14 protein-coding genes are annotated in these 15,914 nt (G+C 68.2%); 10 read left to right on the top strand and 4 right to left on the bottom strand.

The window, feature by feature from the left end; translation table 11 throughout:
• Positions 1 to 188 precede the first annotated feature (188 nt).
• Positions 189 to 2,636, top strand: coding sequence for a putative bifunctional diguanylate cyclase/phosphodiesterase (locus ACE3SG_RS17400; protein WP_374567103.1), 2,448 nt, complete (start codon positions 189 to 191; stop codon positions 2,634 to 2,636).
• A gap of 120 nt (positions 2,637 to 2,756) precedes the next feature.
• Positions 2,757 to 4,421, top strand: coding sequence for an energy-dependent translational throttle protein EttA (ettA, locus tag ACE3SG_RS17395; RefSeq protein ID WP_374567102.1), 1,665 nt, complete (start codon positions 2,757 to 2,759; stop codon positions 4,419 to 4,421).
• Positions 4,422 to 4,552: 131 nt separating this feature from the next.
• Here ettA and ACE3SG_RS17390 read toward each other — a convergent pair whose 3' ends face one another.
• Together ACE3SG_RS17390 and ACE3SG_RS17385 are read right to left on the bottom strand one after the other, a co-directional pair.
• Positions 4,553 to 5,008, bottom strand: a complete 456-nt coding sequence (locus ACE3SG_RS17390) for a fasciclin domain-containing protein (RefSeq protein WP_374567100.1) — start codon at positions 5,006 to 5,008, stop codon at positions 4,553 to 4,555.
• A 26-nt stretch (positions 5,009 to 5,034) separates the two neighbouring features.
• Positions 5,035 to 5,982: a fasciclin domain-containing protein gene (locus ACE3SG_RS17385; RefSeq protein ID WP_374567098.1), complete on the bottom strand. Its 948-nt coding sequence runs from the start codon at positions 5,980 to 5,982 to the stop codon at positions 5,035 to 5,037.
• Between the two features lie 183 nt (positions 5,983 to 6,165).
• Here ACE3SG_RS17385 and ACE3SG_RS17380 point away from each other — a divergent pair, with 183 nt between their 5' ends.
• Entirely contained in the window at positions 6,166 to 6,864 is a 699-nt protein-coding gene (locus ACE3SG_RS17380) for a TetR/AcrR family transcriptional regulator (RefSeq protein WP_374567096.1), read from the top strand.
• On the opposite strand, the gene ACE3SG_RS17375 is transcribed toward ACE3SG_RS17380, so the two are convergent.
• Together ACE3SG_RS17375 and ACE3SG_RS17370 are read right to left on the bottom strand one after the other, a co-directional pair.
• Entirely contained in the window at positions 6,794 to 8,068 is a 1,275-nt protein-coding gene (locus ACE3SG_RS17375) for a pectin acetylesterase-family hydrolase (protein WP_374567094.1), read from the bottom strand. The genes ACE3SG_RS17380 and ACE3SG_RS17375 overlap by 71 nt on opposite strands.
• Positions 8,065 to 8,805 (bottom strand): hypothetical protein, encoded by a 741-nt coding sequence (locus ACE3SG_RS17370; protein WP_374567092.1) that lies wholly within the window; start codon positions 8,803 to 8,805, stop codon positions 8,065 to 8,067. Before ACE3SG_RS17370 ends, ACE3SG_RS17375 begins: the two co-directional genes overlap by 4 nt.
• A gap of 125 nt (positions 8,806 to 8,930) precedes the next feature.
• Here ACE3SG_RS17370 and ACE3SG_RS17365 point away from each other — a divergent pair, with 125 nt between their 5' ends.
• From ACE3SG_RS17365 to glnA, 7 genes are all read left to right on the top strand, one after another.
• Complete coding sequence (locus tag ACE3SG_RS17365; RefSeq protein WP_374567090.1) at positions 8,931 to 9,743, top strand: TIGR00266 family protein; 813 nt, start codon at positions 8,931 to 8,933, stop codon at positions 9,741 to 9,743.
• A 20-nt stretch (positions 9,744 to 9,763) separates the two neighbouring features.
• Complete coding sequence (locus tag ACE3SG_RS17360; RefSeq protein WP_374567089.1) at positions 9,764 to 10,609, top strand: creatininase family protein; 846 nt, start codon at positions 9,764 to 9,766, stop codon at positions 10,607 to 10,609.
• A 200-nt stretch (positions 10,610 to 10,809) separates the two neighbouring features.
• Positions 10,810 to 11,997, top strand: coding sequence for a YncE family protein (locus tag ACE3SG_RS17355; protein ID WP_374567346.1), 1,188 nt, complete (start codon positions 10,810 to 10,812; stop codon positions 11,995 to 11,997).
• Positions 11,998 to 12,047: 50 nt separating this feature from the next.
• Positions 12,048 to 12,929 carry an EI24 domain-containing protein gene (locus tag ACE3SG_RS17350; RefSeq protein WP_374567087.1) on the top strand — a complete coding sequence of 294 codons (882 nt, stop codon included), beginning with the start codon at positions 12,048 to 12,050 and terminating at the stop codon, positions 12,927 to 12,929.
• Positions 12,926 to 13,711 carry a competence/damage-inducible protein A gene (locus ACE3SG_RS17345; RefSeq protein ID WP_374567085.1) on the top strand — a complete coding sequence of 262 codons (786 nt, stop codon included), beginning with the start codon at positions 12,926 to 12,928 and terminating at the stop codon, positions 13,709 to 13,711. The genes ACE3SG_RS17350 and ACE3SG_RS17345 overlap by 4 nt, the downstream gene beginning before the upstream one ends.
• A 41-nt stretch (positions 13,712 to 13,752) precedes the next feature.
• Positions 13,753 to 14,292, top strand: coding sequence for a GNAT family N-acetyltransferase (locus ACE3SG_RS17340; protein WP_374567084.1), 540 nt, complete (start codon positions 13,753 to 13,755; stop codon positions 14,290 to 14,292).
• A gap of 192 nt (positions 14,293 to 14,484) precedes the next feature.
• Complete coding sequence (gene glnA, locus ACE3SG_RS17335) at positions 14,485 to 15,900, top strand: type I glutamate--ammonia ligase (RefSeq protein WP_374567082.1); 1,416 nt, start codon at positions 14,485 to 14,487, stop codon at positions 15,898 to 15,900.
• Positions 15,901 to 15,914: the final 14 nt, after the last annotated feature.

Here is a 15,914-nt window from a genome sequence, read left to right as displayed (position 1 = left end):
GGTTGTCCAGCCTGCAGTGGGCCGACACCGGGGCTCGGCGCAGAATTGAGCGTTGTTGAACAAGATCACCCTGTCAGGGGGCTTCAGCTGGCATCGTGTTGTCCGATAAATCGCTGATTGGCGGGCGAGTGTGCCGGCCGACCCGGCCTGTGCGGCCGGTCCCCTGACCCAGAAGACGAAAGGACGGCGTGGAGTTCGAATCGTCCATGCTCGGCCGGTTGCGGCTTTTGTGGCAGCACGAACAATGGCTTTACAGCTCGGCCGAAGCGGCCGCGGGCGAGGTGCGTGCGCGCCACATCGAGGCGGTGCTGCGCATCGCGCCGCTGGTGATGGTGGCCAACCTGTTGAACGCCGCGCTGGTGGTGGCCTTCCTGGCCGCCACCGTGCCGGTCATCCAGCTGGCCATCTGGGCTTGCTTGCTGGCCGGCGGCTGTGCCCATGCGATGCGCAGCTGGTGGCGCTGGCGCGGCCGCGTCGTGCGGCAGATGCCGCCCAGCGCGGTGGTGCGGGCGACAGCCCAGGCAGCCTTCATCAGCGGCCTGTGGGCCGTGGTGCCGCTGCTGTGGCTGCCGATGGCGCCGCCGGCGCACCAGCTGATGCTGGCGGTGCTGACCAGTGGCGTGCTGTGTGCCGGGGCATTCGTGCTGGCAACACTGCTGCCCGCGAGCCTGGTGCACGTGGCCGTGCTCAGCCTTGCCGCGATCGTGGCGCTGCTGCGCAGCGGCCAGTCGGTGCTGCTGGGCCTGGCGGCGATGGTGGTGCTCTACACCGTGGTCATCGTGGCCGGCGTGGTCACGGTCAGCCGGCTGTTCAGCGCCCGCCTGGCGTCGCAGCGCGAGGCCGAGCGGCAAAGCCAGGTCGTCGGCCTGTTGCTGCGTGATTTCGAGGAGCATTCGGTCGACGTGCTGTGGGAGGTCGACCGCCGCGGTCGCTTCACCCACGTGTCGGACCGCCTGGTGGGGCTGCTCGGCCGCAGCCGCGAAAAGCTGCAGAAGAGCACTTTGGTCGACGTGTTGCAGTCGCGCACCAAGATGCCCAAGCGGCGCGCCGGGGTATTGATCGACGAATCCAACGGCCTGCCGGCGCTGCGCCGCGCGCTGCTGCTGGACAAGCCGTTTCGCGACGTGGTGCTAAAGGTCAAGCAGCGCGAGGGGTCGGCCTGGTGGTCGATCACCGCCAAGCCGCTGCTGGACGAAGCCGGCCACAGCACCGGCTGGCGCGGCGTGATCAGCGACGTGACCAAGCAGCGCGTGACGCACCAGCGCCTGGCCTACCTGGCGCACTTCGATTCGCTCACCGGCCTGGCCAACCGGGTGCAGCTGCGCGAGCGGCTGGACGAGGCGCTGACGCAGGCGGGCGAGCCACGCCGCCGCAGCGCGCTGCTGTGCCTGGACCTGGACAACTTCAAGACCATCAACGATTCGTTCGGCCACTCGGCCGGCGACGCCGTACTGCGCCAGGTGGCGCGGCGGCTGCAGGGCATGGTGCGCAGCAGCGACCTGCTGGCCCGGCTCGGCGGTGACGAATTCGCGGTGGTGCTGGACGACGTGCGCAGCAACGGCGAGGTGCTGCAGCTGTCGCAGCGCCTGGTCGACGTGCTGAACCGGCCGGCGGTGATCCAGGGCCGGCTGGTGTCGATGGGCGCCAGTATCGGCGTCGCGCTGATCCCCGAGCACGGCCAGACGGTCGACGAGATCCTGGGCAATGCCGACCTGGCGCTGTACGCCGCCAAAGAGCGCGGCCGCGGCCGCTTCGAGCTGTTCGTGCCGTCGCTGGGCCTGCGCAACCGGCGTGCCAGCCAGGTCGAGGCGGCGCTGCGCGAGGCCATCGAGCGCGGCGAGATGAGCCTCGAATGGCAGCCGCAGGTGGCCGTGGGCGACTGGAAGGTGATGAGCGCCGAGGCCTTGCTGCGCTGGCAACACCCCGATCTGGGCCTCGTCGAGCCTTCGGAGTTCATCCCGGTGGCCGAGCGCTGCGGGCTGATCGGCGACATCGGGGCCTGGGTGCTGTCGCGCGCCTGCACCGAGGCGCAGGCGGCGCTGCCGGGCCTGGCGATCTCGGTCAACGTGTCGCCGGTGCAGCTGATGCAAGAGGGCTTCATCGAAGAGGTGCAGCGGGCGTTGCGCCAAAGCGGCCTGCCGCCGTCGCGGCTGGAGGTGGAGATCACCGAATCGGTCTTCATGGACGACCCGGCCGCCGCGCTGTCGCACCTGCATGCGTTGAAGACCATGGGCGTGCGCATCGCGCTGGACGATTTCGGCACCGGCTACTCGGCCTTCCAGTACCTGCGCCGGTTCCCGTTCGACACGCTGAAGATCGACCGCGCGTTCGTGCGCGAGCTGATGACCCACCACGACGCCCGGGCGATCGTGCGCACGATCGTGCAACTGGCCACCACGCTGGGCATGCAGACGATCGCCGAAGGGGTGGAAGAGCCGGTGCAGCTGGAGGTGTTGAACCAGGCCGGCTGCCGCCTGATCCAGGGCTACCTGGTGGCGCGGCCGATGCCGCTGCTGCGCCTGCTGCCGTTCCTGGAAGGCTGGGGCAGCACCAGCCGGCCCGAGCCGGGCGAGTTGCCTGAAACCATGCAGGTGCCATTGGACCGCCGGAGCGCCGAAGCGCTGGCCGGGCGATAATCCGCGTTTTCCCGGCGACGGCCCCGCATCCCCCTGCGGCGCGCTGCCCGGGCCGCACCGGCTGGTTTCGCACCGCGCCGGTGCCCTTGCTTTCCCCGACCACCCGCAGGACTTTCAGCAATGGCGCAATACGTCTTCACCATGAACCGCGTCGGCAAGATCGTGCCGCCGAAGCGGCAGATCCTGAAGGACATCTCGCTGTCCTTCTTCCCCGGCGCGAAGATCGGCATGCTGGGCCTGAACGGCTCGGGCAAGTCGACGCTGCTGAAGATCATGGCCGGCGTCGACAAGGAAATCGAAGGCGAAGCCACGGCCATGCCCGGCATCAAGATCGGCTACCTGCCGCAGGAGCCGCAGATGAAGCCCGAGCAGACCGTGCGCGAGTCGGTCGAAGAGGGCATCGGTGGCGTGCTGGCAGCCAAGAAGCGGCTCGACGAGGTGTATGCCGAATACGCCGAACCCGACGCCGATTTCGACAAACTGGCCGCCGAGCAGGCCGAGCTGGAGGCGATCATCGCCGCGGCCGGCAGCGAGAACACCGAGCACCAGCTCGACATCGCGGCCGATGCGCTGCGCCTGCCGCCGTGGGACGCGGTGATCGGCCAGCTTTCGGGCGGTGAAAAGCGCCGCGTCGCGCTGTGCCGCCTGCTGCTGAGCAAGCCCGACATGCTGCTGCTCGACGAGCCGACCAACCACCTGGACGCCGAATCGGTCGAGTGGCTGGAGCAGTTCCTCAAGCGTTTCCCGGGCACCGTGGTGGCCATCACCCACGATCGCTACTTCCTCGACAACGCGGCCGAGTGGATCCTCGAACTCGACCGCGGCTACGGTTATCCGTACAAGGGCAACTACTCCGACTGGCTGGACGCGAAGGAAAAGCGCCTGGAGCAGGAGCAGAAGACCGAAGACGCCCGCACCAAGGCGATGAAGCAGGAACTGGAGTGGGTGCGCAAGAACGCCAAGGGCCGCCAGGCCAAGAGCAAGGCGCGCCTGGCCCGCTTCGAGGAACTGAGCGACGTCGAATACCAGAAGCGCAACGAGACGAACGAAATCTTCATCCCGGTCGCCGAGCGCCTGGGCAACGAGGTGATCGAGTTCGTCAACGTCACCAAGAGCTTTGGCGACCGCGTGCTGATCGACAACCTGAGCTTCAAGGTGCCGGCCGGCGCGATCGTCGGCATCATCGGCCCCAACGGCGCCGGCAAGTCGACGCTGTTCCGCATGATCCAGGGCACCGAGAAGCCGGATTCGGGCGAGGTCAAGGTCGGCAAGACGGCCAAGCTGGCCTTCGTCGACCAGAGCCGCGAGAGCCTGTCCAATGACAAGACGGTGTGGCAGGACGTCTCCGGCGGCCTGGACAACATCATCGTCGGCAAGTTCGTGATGCCCAGCCGCGCCTACATCGGCCGCTTCAACTTCAAGGGCAACGACCAGCAGAAGCTCGTCGGCTCACTGTCCGGCGGTGAGCGCGGCCGCCTGCACCTGGCCAAGACCCTGGCCCAGGGCGGCAACGTGCTGATGCTTGACGAACCGTCGAACGACCTGGACGTCGAAACCCTGCGCGCGCTGGAAGATGCGCTGCTCGAGTTCGCCGGCTCGGCGATGGTGATCTCGCACGACCGCTGGTTCCTCGACCGCATCTGCACCCACATCCTGGCCGTCGAAGACGAGTCGCAGTGGTACTTCTACGAAGGCAACTACCAGGAGTACGAGGCCGACAAGAAGCGCCGCCTCGGTGAAGAAGGTGCCCGGCCTCACCGGATGCGCTTCAAGGCACTCAAGTAAGCCCCCACGGCCCCCTCGGGGCCTGCCCCCCGAGGGGGCTCGCGCAGCGGACCGGCGAAGCCGGATCCGCGCACGCCACTTGGATGAACGGCCGCCTTTCAGGGCGGCCGTTCGTTCTTGGGACGCTTCGTTTACATCGGCGGTAGAACGACGGTGTCGATCACGTGGATCACGCCGTTGTCGGCCACGATGTCGGTCTTCACAACCTTGGCGTTGTTGACCATCACGGCCGGGCCGGTGGCCACGGTGAGGTCCTTGCCTTGTACCGTCTTCACCGGGCCGGCCTTCACGTCGGCCGCCATCACCTTGCCGGCGACCACGTGGTAGGTCAGCACGGCGGTGAGCTTGGCCTTGTCGGCCAGCAGCGCGTCGAGTTGCGCCTTGGGGATCTTGGCGAAGGCCTCGTCGGTCGGGGCGAACACGGTGAACGGGCCGGGCCCCTTGAGCGTGTCGACCAGGCCGGCCGCCTGCAATGCCGTGGCCAGCGTCTTGAACTGGCCGGCCGACACAGCGGTGTCGACGATGTCTTTGGCCTGGGCGCCCACGGCAGCGGCGAGCAGGGCGGCGGTCACGAAGAGTTTTTTCATGGTGATTCCTTGGGAGAAGTGAGGCGTCAGAGCGCCGGGAGGAGAACCTTGTCGACGACGTGGATCACACCGTTGCTGGCGAGCACGTCGGTGGCGGTGATCTGCGAGGCGCGGGCTTGGGTGTCGGTGATTTGCAGCGAGCCGTCGACGGTGAAGGTGCCGCCCTGGACGGTGGTGATCGCCGCGCCCACCGGCACGTCGGCCTTGAGCACCAATGCCGGCACGACGTGGTAGGTCAGCACGCTGGACAGCAGCGCGGTGTCGGCGAACAGCTCGTCCTTGGTCAGCCCGAGCTCGGTCAGCAGATCGGCGAAGGCGGCGTCGGTGGGCGCGAAAACCGTGAAGGGGCCGGTGCCGTTCAACGTCGCGTCCAGGTCGGTGACCTGCAATGCCTCGACCAGCAAGGTGAACTCAGGCGGGTCGGCGGCGGCCAGCGCGGCAGCAGTGCCGACGACCGTCTTGTCCGGCGGCAGCAGCACCTTGTCGACCACATGGATCACGCCGTTGGAAGCGTCGATGTCGGTCTCGGTGATGCTGCTGACGCGATTGCGACCGTCGGTGATGGCCAGGGGCGTGCCGTCGATCTTGAAGTAGCCGCCTTGCAGCGTCGTGATGGGCTGCCCCACCGGGATGCCCGCGGCTTTCACCTGCGTGCCCAGCACGTGGTAGGTCAGCACCGAAGTCAGCAGCGCCTTGTCGGCGAACAGCGCGTCCTTGGTGACGCCCAACTCGGTGAACAAGGCGTTGAAGGCGTCGTTGGTCGGCGCGAAGACGGTCAGCGTGCCGTCGGCGCTCAGGGTGCTGGTCAGGTCGGCGGCCACCACCGCCTCGACCAGGATGCTCAGGTCGGGGTTGTCCTGCGCGATCTCGACGATGTTCTTCGGGTCGTCCGAATCGCCGCCCCAGCAACCCGCTAGAAGCGTGCTGGCGACGACGGCCGCGGTCAGTCCGGCGCGTTGAATCCATTGAAGCATGAGGTCGTCCTTCCAAAGGTTGGGCAGGTGAAGCTGCGGCCGCTGCCGCGAGATGAACTCATAGGTGCGAAATGTGAACTAATGAGTTCACGTAGTCAACCGAGTGGTTATTGTGTGAACTGGTTGGGTCAAAACAAGCACCGAGATGGTCAACCCGCGGACGCCTGGTTACACTCGACACCCATGGCACGGGTTTCATTCCGCGAGCAGGTGCTCCGCGCACGAGAGGACGCGATCGTTTCCTCGGTCAACCGCCTGCTGGCGCAGCGCGGGTACGACGGCATGACCATCGATGCGGTGGCGGCCGATGTCGGCATCGCCAAGGCCGTGCTCTACAAGCACTTCAGCTCGAAAGAGTCGTTGGCGGCCGCTGCCATGGTGAAGGTGCTCGAGCGCGCCCAGGCCCGGCTGGGCGAACTGGCCGCGCAGCCGGCCAGCGCGCTGGAGCGGCTGAAGGCCGTGGTGCGCTGGACGATGCAGGAGCAATTGGCCGGCGAGATGCCGGCGCTGCCCGCGCAGAACTCGACGCTGCGCTCGGCCCTGATGGCCGACCAGGGCTACCTGGGCAAGTTGATGGAAGTCAGCGACCGCCTGGGCGAGTGGATCACCCAGGCGCAGGCCGATGGCGACCTGGACGCCGCGCTGCCACCCGAGGTGGTGCTGTACACGCTGTACGCGCGGGCCTGCGACCCGGTGCTGGCCGTGCTCAAGGCATCCGGCGGCTACAGCGACGAGCGCATCATCGAGTTGCTGCTGGCCACCACCTTCGGCGGCCTGCAGGCGCGGGCGGCGGTGGCCGCCGCCCCGGCCATCAGCCGAAAAGGCCCAACACGATCGCCAGGATCTCCAGCGCGATCGACAAAGGCTGGGTCAGGTCGCTGACCTGGTCTTGCTCGACGTTGCGCATCGGCGGCTTGCGGTCGAGCCCGTTGTTGACGAAGGTCTCGGCGCTGGCGATGCCTTTTTCCTGGATGCCGGTGCCCGAGAAGTCGACGATCGTCAGGCAGTGCGACTCGTTGAAATCGCGGAAGAACGGCACGTGGTACGAGATGTTGGGCTCGGCGTCGAGTGAGGGCAGCCAGGCCGCGATGTCCTGTCGCCACAGCGCGTTGAGCATCTGCTTTTGCTTCTTCGGATCGGTCTCGTTGGCGATCTCGGGGAAGAAGTCCAGGTAGCTGAAGCCCGAGAAGATGCCGTCCTGCTGGAACACCAGGTAACCGAAGCGGTCCTTCGGGTAGTGGCGCGCCAGAGCGCCGTTCAGGCTGCCCATGTTGTTGACGTCCAGCCCCGGCAGCTTGGCCTGCAGTGTCGGGATCATGCCGCCGGGCAGGTCCAGCCCCCAGCTCGCGCGGATCAGCTCATGCAGCGGCTGCGAGGGCGACTGCTCCTTGGTGTTGCCGCGCGGGGCGTTCATCAGCGGGCCAGAGTCGGCCATCAGCGTGGCGCGGCCCTTGGGGGCCAGCCTGTCGCGCAGGACGGCGTAGTTCGAGGTCGAGCCGACACCGCCGGCCGAGAAGCCGGTCAGCAGCAGGTTGCCGGGGCGGCCCAGGTGTTCACGCATCCAGTCGGCGGCGGCCTTCACGTTGGCTTGGCCGCGGTGGTATTGCACCCGCGGCTGATCGGGCCGCTTGTCGTCGTAGACATGGACCAGGTTGCCGGTGTGCACGTCACCCGTGCAGTAGGGCATGTAGACCAGCGTCCAGTCCTGCGTGCGCACGCCTTCGAACGGGTCGACGCGGGCCGAGAACGGCGTCACCAGGCCGCCGGCAGCCGAGTTCGGCAGGCTCATGTAGTCGGCCGGGATGCCGTCGGGGTTGGTGGCGCTGTAGTCGCCGATGCCCTCGCAGGCATCTTGGTCCCAGCAGGCGCCGCCACCTTCGAAGGTGATCGCCAGGTGGTTGTTCAACGGCGTTCGGTTGACGAAGAAGCGGTAGGGCGTGCCGTTGCCGCAGGCGGCGCCGCTGGACAGCGGCAACTCGACGGTTTCCCAGACGAACCAGGCGGCTTGCGCCACCGGCGCCAGCAGCACCAGGGCCAGGGCCGCCAACATGCGGCGCAACAACGAAGACGCGGGTCTGTCGATCATGGCGTTTTTCCCTGTGAGGTGGTGGGAGGGGCGTATATGCGCTGGCGCAACGCTTCGAGCTGCGCCACCAGCACATCGGGGGCCGCGCCGGCCGGGGCGTCGCGGCGCCAGCGTGCCACCAAGGCCTGCTGGGCCTGCTGCAGCTGGGCGTCGCGCGGGTCGGTCTGCGGTGGGTGGGCGGCCCGCTGGGCATCGCGCCAGGCGGCCAGGGCCGCGGTGCGCTGCGCCGCGTCGGGCTCCAGCACCTCCAGCAGCGCGGCCTTCAGGCGCTGCGCCTCGGGGCCGCTGACCTCGCCGCGGGCGATGCGGGCGTCCAGGCCCTCGTCGATGCGGCGAGCCAGGGCTGTCAGTGCCGGTGTGGCCGCACCCGTGCCCGCATGCGCCTGGCGCTCGGCGCGAAACTGCTGCACCGAGCGCTGGTAGGCCAGCAGCTCGATGATGCGCGCCGCCTCGGCGTCGGCCTGCGGGTGGCCGGCCAGCGATTGCTGCAGCCGGGCCCACTGCTGCGCATCGAGCAAGGGGGCAGGCGCGTGGGCCGCGTCGGGTGCCACGGGCGGGGCCGGCTTGGTGGGCGGCGGCGCCGTGGGCGACGGGCCGGCCACGACGACCACGCCAGGCGCCGGCCGCACCGGCTTGAGCATCGCCAAACCGGCCCCGATGGCCGCCAGGCACAGCACGCCGCCGGCCAGCAGCGGCAGCAGTCGCCGGCGAAGGGCGGGGCGGGGCGTGAAGGGCATGACAGCCTGGTCAGGTGGTCTGCAGTCGCCTCAGGCGCCGACGGGTCGCCAGCGCAAGGTGCGGATTTCAGTACCATTCGCCCCTCTGCGGCAAGTGCCGCCTGACGACAACAGGGGAATTCGAGATGGCGATGGATGTGGTGGACTACGAGATCAAGGGCTCGGAGATGCAGTTCGTCGAGGTCGAGCTCGACCCGGGCGAAGCGGCCGTCGGCGAAGCCGGCAGCCTGTTCTTCATGGACGGCTCGATTGCGATGGACACCGTCTTCGGCGACGGCGGCAAACAAGGCGGCGGCCTGCTCGGCAAGCTGATGGGCGCCGGCAAGCGCCTGATCACCGGCGAATCGCTGTTCATCACCGTCTACACCAACCAGGGCTCGGGCAAGCAGCGCGTGGCGTTCGGCGCACCGTACCCGGGCAAGATCCTGCCGATGGACCTGCGCCAGCTCGGCGGCATGCTGATCTGCCAGAAAGACGCGTTCCTGTGCGCTGCGCGCGGCGTGTCGATCGGCCTGCACTTCCAGCAAAAGCTGTCGGTCGGCTTCTTCGGCGGCGAAGGCTTCATCATGCAGAAGCTCGAGGGCGACGGCCTGGCCTTCGTGCATGCCGGCGGCACGGTGGTCAAGCGCGAGCTGATGCCGGGCCAGACGCTGATGGTCGACACCGGTTGCGTCGTGGCCTACACGCCCAACGTGAACTTCGAGATCCAGTACGTCGGCAAGATCAAGACCGCGCTGTTCGGCGGCGAGGGCCTGTTCTTCGCCAAGCTGAGCGGCCCCGGCACGGTGTGGCTGCAAAGCCTGCCGTTCTCGCGCCTGGCCAGCCGCGTGTTCGCCGCGGCGCCGCAGCGGGGCGGCTCGCGTGAAGAAGGCTCGGTGCTGGGCGGCTTCGCCACCGGCGGGTTGCTCGGCGGCCTGCTCGGCGGCGACGACGACTGAGCGCCGCCCACCGAGCCCGTATGCGCTGGCGCTGGCTGATCGCCGGCCTGCTGTGCTGCGGCACCGCAGGCGCCGCGCCGGCGGACAACCTGGAGCTCGACGCGCTGACCTCGCCCGAGCTGCGCGATCGCCTCGCGGCCGGCACGACCACGGTGCTGCTGCCGATCGGCGGCACCGAGCAAAGCGGCCCGCACCTGGCGCTGGGCAAGCACAACCAGCGCGTGCGGGCGCTGTCGCTGCAGATCGCGCAGCGCCTGGGGCAGACCTTGGTGGCGCCGGTGTTGGCCTATGTGCCCGAAGGCTCGATCGAGCCGCCAGCGGCCCACATGCGCTACGCCGGCACCGTGTCGATCCCCGAGCCGGCGTTCGAGGCCGTGCTGGTCGCCGCGGCGCAAAGCCTGTGCCACCACGGCTTTCGCGACGTGGTGCTGCTGGGCGACCACGGCGGCTACCAGCGCAACCTCGAGCAGGTGGCCGCGCGCCTGGAGCGTGAACGGCCCCGCTCGGCCCGGCCGGCCTGCCGCACGCACGCGCTGGTCGAGTACTATCGAACGACCCAGACGGCCTATGTCGACGCCCTGCGCGCGCGGGGCTTCAGCAGCGACGAGATCGGCATTCACGCCGGGCTGGCCGACACGGCCTTGACGATGGCGCTCGACCCGGCGCTGGTGCGGCCCGAGCGGCTCGCCCGTGGCGCTGGCGCATCAAACGATGGCGTGCAAGGTGATCCACGTCGCGCCACGGCTGATTTGGGACAACTCGGCGTCAAGCTCATCGTGGACACTAGCGTGGCGGCGATCCAGAAGCGTCTGGCTTCTGCGGATCCGTCGCGCGCCCCCACCCACGTTCAACCGCCACCGCGCTAGCAACGTTTTCTCTCTCTCTCGATCCCCGTTTGGAATTTGTCATGACGAAGAAGCGCAGGTCCGGTCGCGCGCTCGGTGTTTGTTTGGCGTTGCTGGCGGGCATCGGTGCCCTGGTGGTGCACCAGGTGCACGGTGAACTGGTCATGACCCCCGAGGCCTCGATGGCCGAGGCCGCCAGTGCGCCGCGGGCCGCGGCCCAGATGGCGGCCGGGGTGCCGGGCCGCATCACCACCGTGCCGGGCATGCCGCCTGTCGTCGACCCGCGCAACCTCTACAGCGAAACGGCGGCCGGCAAGCTGAGCCCGGCGCTGGCCGGTGACCTCGAGCGCATCTACGTGCCGAACCTGCGCTCGAACGACGTCTACGTGGTCGACCCGCGCGAGATGAAGGTCGTCGATCGCTTCAAGGTCGGCCGCAGCCCGCAGCACATCGTGCCCTCGTGGGACCTGCGCACGCTGTGGGTGACCAACAATGCCGAGGGCCGCACCGACGGCAGCCTGACACCGATCGACCCGAAGACCGGCAAGCCCGGCGCGCCGGTGCCGGTCGACGACCCGTACAACATGTACGCCACGCCCGACGGCAAGTCGGCGATCGTCGTGGCCGAGGCCCGCAAGCGGCTCGACTTCCGCGATCCGCAGACGATGGCGATGCAGTACTCGATCGACGTGCCGGGCTGCCCTGGCATCAACCACGCCGATTTCTCGATCGACGGCCGCTACGCCTACTTCACCTGCGAGTTCAGCGGCTCGCTGGCCAAGATCGACCTGGTCGATCGCCAGGTGCTGGGTTACCTGAAGCTGCAGATGCCGGCCACCCGCTTCAAAGAGGCGAAGAAGCCGCGCACCGAGCCGGGCAAGATCTGGGAGCCGGGCGAGAGCGAGATCTGCACGGTGACCAAGGGCATGCCGCAGGACATCCGCAGCTCACCCGACGGCTCGAAGCTCTACATCGCCGACATGCATGCCGACGGCGTGCACGTGGTCGACGGCGCGTCGTTCAAGCAGATCGGCTTCATCCCGACCAGCATCGGCGCGCACGGCCTGTACCCCAGCCGCGACGGCAAGCGCCTGTATGTGGCCAACCGCGGCTCGCACAAGATCCACGGCCCGCGCCTGGGCGACGGCGGCGTGACGGTGATCGACTTCGCGACCGACCAGGTGGTGGCGCGCTGGGCGGTGCCCGGTGGCGGCAGCCCCGACATGGGCAACGTCAGCGCCGACGGCAAATGGCTGTGGCTGGCGGCCCGCTACGACGACGTGATCTACCGCTTCGACACCACCACCGGCGATGTCGCGCAGGTCAAGGTCGGCGCCGAGCCGCACGGCCTGACCGTCTGGCCGCAACCCGGCCGCTACTCACTCGGCCATACCGGCAACCTGCGCTGACGGGCGAAGCCGCCAGCCGGCGGCGCTGAAGCAGCAGGTATGCTCGTCGCATGAGTCTGCTGCTTGATTCTTTCTGGCGGGCCCTGGCCTACCTGCTGATGCCGCGGGTCATCGGCCTGTCGCTGTTGCCGCTGCTGATCGCCGGCGGCGCGTCGTTTGCGCTCGGCTGGTTCTTCTGGGAGTCGACGCTGGCCAGCGTGCGCGCCACGCTGGAAAGCTGGTCGCTGGTCGAGCCGCTGCTGAAGTGGATCGACGCCGGCCTCGGCCCGAACTTCCGCGTGGCGCTGGCGGCGTTGATCGTCGTCGCGCTGGCGGTGCCGGTGGTGGTGGTGGCCTCGCTGATGCTGGTCGCGCTGCTGATGACGCCGGCGATCGTCAGCCTGGTGGCCGAGCGGCGCTTCGCGCAGCTGGAGCGCAAGCGCGGCGCCGCCTTCTGGCAGGGCGCGCTGTGGGGCCTGGGGTGCACGGCACTGGCCCTGGTGGCCAGCTTCGTCACGATGCCGTTGTGGCTGATCCCCGGTGTCGTGCTGATCGTGCCGCCGCTGATCTGGGGCTGGCTGACGACCCGGGTGATGGCCTTTGACGTGCTGGCCGAGCATGCCAGCCGTGAAGAGCGGCGCAGCCTGATGGGCCTGCATGGCTGGCAGCTGCTGCTGATCGGCATCGTCACCGGTTTCCTGGGCGCCGCGCCGTCGATGATCTGGGCCATCAGCGCGATGACGCTGGTCTTCGCGCCCTTGCTGATGGCGGCGTCGGTCTGGCTGTACACACTGGTCTTCGCCTTCTCGGCGCTGTGGTTCACCCACTACCTGCTGGCCGCGCTGCAGATGCAACGCGCCAGCGCCGCCGCGGCGATGGTGGTCGAGGTGGAGCCGCCCACCGCCTCGCCCGACATGCGCAACGCACCCCACCTGCCCGACGCTGCCCCATGACATTCGGCCTGATCATCATCGGAGACGAGATCCTCTCTGGCCGCCGCCATGACAAGCACATGGCCAAGGTCATCGAGCTGCTGGCCGCCCGCGGCCATGCGCTGGCCTGGGCCCGCTACATCGGCGACGAGCGGCCGCAGATCACCGCGGCGCTGAAAGACGCGCTGGCCAGCGGCGACATCGTCTTCAGCTGCGGCGGCATCGGCGCCACGCCCGACGACCACACGCGCCAATGCGCCGCCGCCGCCAGCGGGCGGCCGCTGGCGTTGCACCCCGAGGCCAAGCGCCTGATCGAAGAGCGCATGCGCGACGTGGCGATCGAGCAGGGCGTGCCGTTCGAGCCCGACCGCGCCGACAACGTGCACCGCCTGAACATGGGCGTGTTCCCCGAGGGCGCCGAACTGATCCCGAACCCGTACAACAAGATCCCCGGTTTCAGCCTGGGCGACGTGCATTTCGTGCCCGGCTTCCCGGTGATGGCGCACCCGATGATCGAGTGGCTGCTGGACCACCGCTACGGCCACCTGAAGCCGGTGGCCCATGCCGAGCGCGCGCTGTACGTCAAGGGCAGCATGGAGGCCACGCTGACGCCGCTGATGGAGCACATCGAGGCCACGTTCGCCGGCGTGCGTGTCTTCAGCCTGCCCAGCGTCGACCACCCGCAACGCGGCCGCCACATCGAGCTGGGGGTCAAGGGGGAGCCGGCGTCGGTCGACGCCGCCTTCGTCGCCTTGCAGGCTGGGCTGAGGGCGTTGCCCAGCGTCGAATTCGGCACCGAATAGGTGCGATGGCATCGACCCATGTTGGTGCAGGTGGTGGCTCCATGATGGTGCATCACGAGGTCTTGCGCACACCTCGCCTGCGTCTGCGCTGGTTCGAGCCGGCGTCCGAGACCGATCAGCGCTTCATCATCGAACTGGTCAACGATCCCGACTGGGTGGCCAACATCGGCCAGCGTGACGTGAGCACTTGCGAGCAGGCCGAGGCCTTTCTGCGCCATGGCCCGGTGGGCATGTGCGAGAAGCTGGGCTTCGGCTTGTGCATGGTCGAGCGGCTTTCCGACGGCGCGCCGGTGGGCATGTGCGGGCTGATCAAGCGCGACAGCCTGGCCGACATCGACCTCGGCTACGCCTTTCTGCCCCAGGCCCGCGGCCACGGCTTTGCGCGCGAGGCGGCCGGGGCCGTGCTGGATTGGGGGCGGCGCACGCTGGGGTTGAAGCGAGTGGTCGCTATCGTCACGCCGACCAACGGGCCTTCGCTCAAGCTCCTGGCTTCATTGGGCTTTGCCGACGAAGGCACGGTGCAGCTGCCGCCAGGCAACGAGACGCTGCGTTTGCTGGGCTGGTCAGCTGCGGCTGGCTGACGCCCGCTCGGCCCGCACCCGCCTGCCCACGGCGGGGCGTGGGCGATCCCCATTTGTGGGCATGGATTCTGCTACATTGCCCGCGCCGTGGTCGCCACGGGGCGCTCACCGGCTGGTCTGGCGGGTGGCCCGCGGGCGGCATCGACCGCTCAATTCCCCGTTGACACAATTCATCCGCCAGGAGCCTTTTTGATGGCCAAGACCGTCGCCGATGTGATGCAAATGGTGAAGGACAACGAAGTCAAGTTCGTTGACTTCCGCTTCACCGATACCCGTGGCAAGGAACAGCACGTCAGCGTGCCCGTGTCGCACTTTGACGAAGACAAGTTTTCCTCGGGCCACGCGTTCGACGGTTCCTCGATCGCCGGCTGGAAGGGCATCGAGGCTTCCGACATGCTGCTGATGCCGGACCCGAACACCGCCAACATCGACCCGTTCTTCGAAGAACCCACGCTGCTGCTGACCTGCGACGTGATCGAGCCGGGCGACGGCAAGCCCTACGAGCGCGACCCGCGTTCGCTGGCCAAGCGCGCCGAGGCCTACATGAAGAGCGCCGGCCTGGGCGATGCCGCCTTCTTCGGCCCGGAACCCGAATTCTTCGTGTTCGACAGCGTGCGCTGGGGCAACGACATGGCCGGCAGCTTCTTCAAGATCGAATCCGAAGAAGGCGCCTGGAACTCCAGCAAGGAGTACGAGCACGGCAACACCGGCTACCGCCCCACCGTGAAGGGTGGCTACTTCCCGGTGCCGCCGGTCGATTCGGGCCAGGACATGCGCTCCGAGATGTGCCTGCTGCTCGAGCAGATGGGCATCCCGGTCGAGGTGCACCACCACGAAGTGGCCAATGCCGGCCAGATGGAAATCGGCACCAAGTTCTCGACCCTGGTCCAGCGCGCCGACTGGCTGCAACTGCAGAAGTACATCATCGTCAACGTCGCCCACGCCTACGGCAAGACGGCGACCTTCATGCCCAAGCCCCTGGTCGGCGACAACGGCTCGGGCATGCACGTGCACCAGTCGGTCTGGAAGGACGGCAAGAACCTGTTCGCCGGTGACGGCTACGCCGGCCTGAGCGACTTCGCGCTGTACTACATCGGCGGCATCATCAAGCACGCCCGTGCGCTGAACGCGATCACCAACCCCGGCACCAACTCGTACAAGCGCCTGGTGCCTGGCTTCGAAGCCCCGGTGAAGCTGGCCTACTCGGCCAAGAACCGGTCGGCCTCGATCCGCATTCCGTACGTCGCCAACCCGAAGGGCCGCCGCATCGAAGCGCGCTTCCCCGATCCTTCGGCCAACCCGTACCTGGCCTTCTCGGCGCTGCTGATGGCCGGCCTGGACGGCGTGGAAAACAAGATCCACCCGGGCGAAGCCGCCACCAAGGACCTGTACCACCTGCCGCCGGAAGAAGACGCGAAGATCCCGACCGTCTGCCACAGCCTGGACCAGGCACTGGAATACCTGGACAAGGACCGCGCGTTCCTGACCAAGGGCGGTGTCTTCACCGACGCCTACCTGGACGCCTACATCGACCTGAAGATGCAAGAGGTGCAGCGCTTCCGCATGGCCACGCACCCGGTCGAATTCGACATGTACTACGCGCTGTGATCGGCGCGCGCTGA

This window comes from Ideonella sp., from assembly GCF_041914305.1.
Lineage (GTDB): Bacteria > Pseudomonadota > Gammaproteobacteria > Burkholderiales > Burkholderiaceae_C > Ideonella.
Note: the sequence above shows the minus strand (reverse complement) of the source record. Positions and strands in the feature narration are given on the sequence as shown.

Coding starts and splice junctions, on each gene's coding strand:
- glnA (WP_374567082.1), top strand. CDS start 14,485: ATGGCCAAGACCGTCGCCGATGTGATGCAAATGGTGAAGGACAACGAA.
- ACE3SG_RS17350 (WP_374567087.1), top strand. CDS start 12,048: ATGAGTCTGCTGCTTGATTCTTTCTGGCGGGCCCTGGCCTACCTGCTG.
- ACE3SG_RS17380 (WP_374567096.1), top strand. CDS start 6,166: ATGGCACGGGTTTCATTCCGCGAGCAGGTGCTCCGCGCACGAGAGGAC.
- ACE3SG_RS17360 (WP_374567089.1), top strand. CDS start 9,764: ATGCGCTGGCGCTGGCTGATCGCCGGCCTGCTGTGCTGCGGCACCGCA.
- ACE3SG_RS17345 (WP_374567085.1), top strand. CDS start 12,926: ATGACATTCGGCCTGATCATCATCGGAGACGAGATCCTCTCTGGCCGC.
- ACE3SG_RS17355 (WP_374567346.1), top strand. CDS start 10,810: ATGGCGGCCGGGGTGCCGGGCCGCATCACCACCGTGCCGGGCATGCCG.
- ettA (WP_374567102.1), top strand. CDS start 2,757: ATGGCGCAATACGTCTTCACCATGAACCGCGTCGGCAAGATCGTGCCG.
- ACE3SG_RS17340 (WP_374567084.1), top strand. CDS start 13,753: ATGATGGTGCATCACGAGGTCTTGCGCACACCTCGCCTGCGTCTGCGC.
- ACE3SG_RS17390 (WP_374567100.1), bottom strand. CDS start 5,008: ATGAAAAAACTCTTCGTGACCGCCGCCCTGCTCGCCGCTGCCGTGGGC.
- ACE3SG_RS17375 (WP_374567094.1), bottom strand. CDS start 8,068: ATGATCGACAGACCCGCGTCTTCGTTGTTGCGCCGCATGTTGGCGGCC.
- ACE3SG_RS17365 (WP_374567090.1), top strand. CDS start 8,931: ATGGCGATGGATGTGGTGGACTACGAGATCAAGGGCTCGGAGATGCAG.
- ACE3SG_RS17385 (WP_374567098.1), bottom strand. CDS start 5,982: ATGCTTCAATGGATTCAACGCGCCGGACTGACCGCGGCCGTCGTCGCC.
- ACE3SG_RS17370 (WP_374567092.1), bottom strand. CDS start 8,805: ATGCCCTTCACGCCCCGCCCCGCCCTTCGCCGGCGACTGCTGCCGCTG.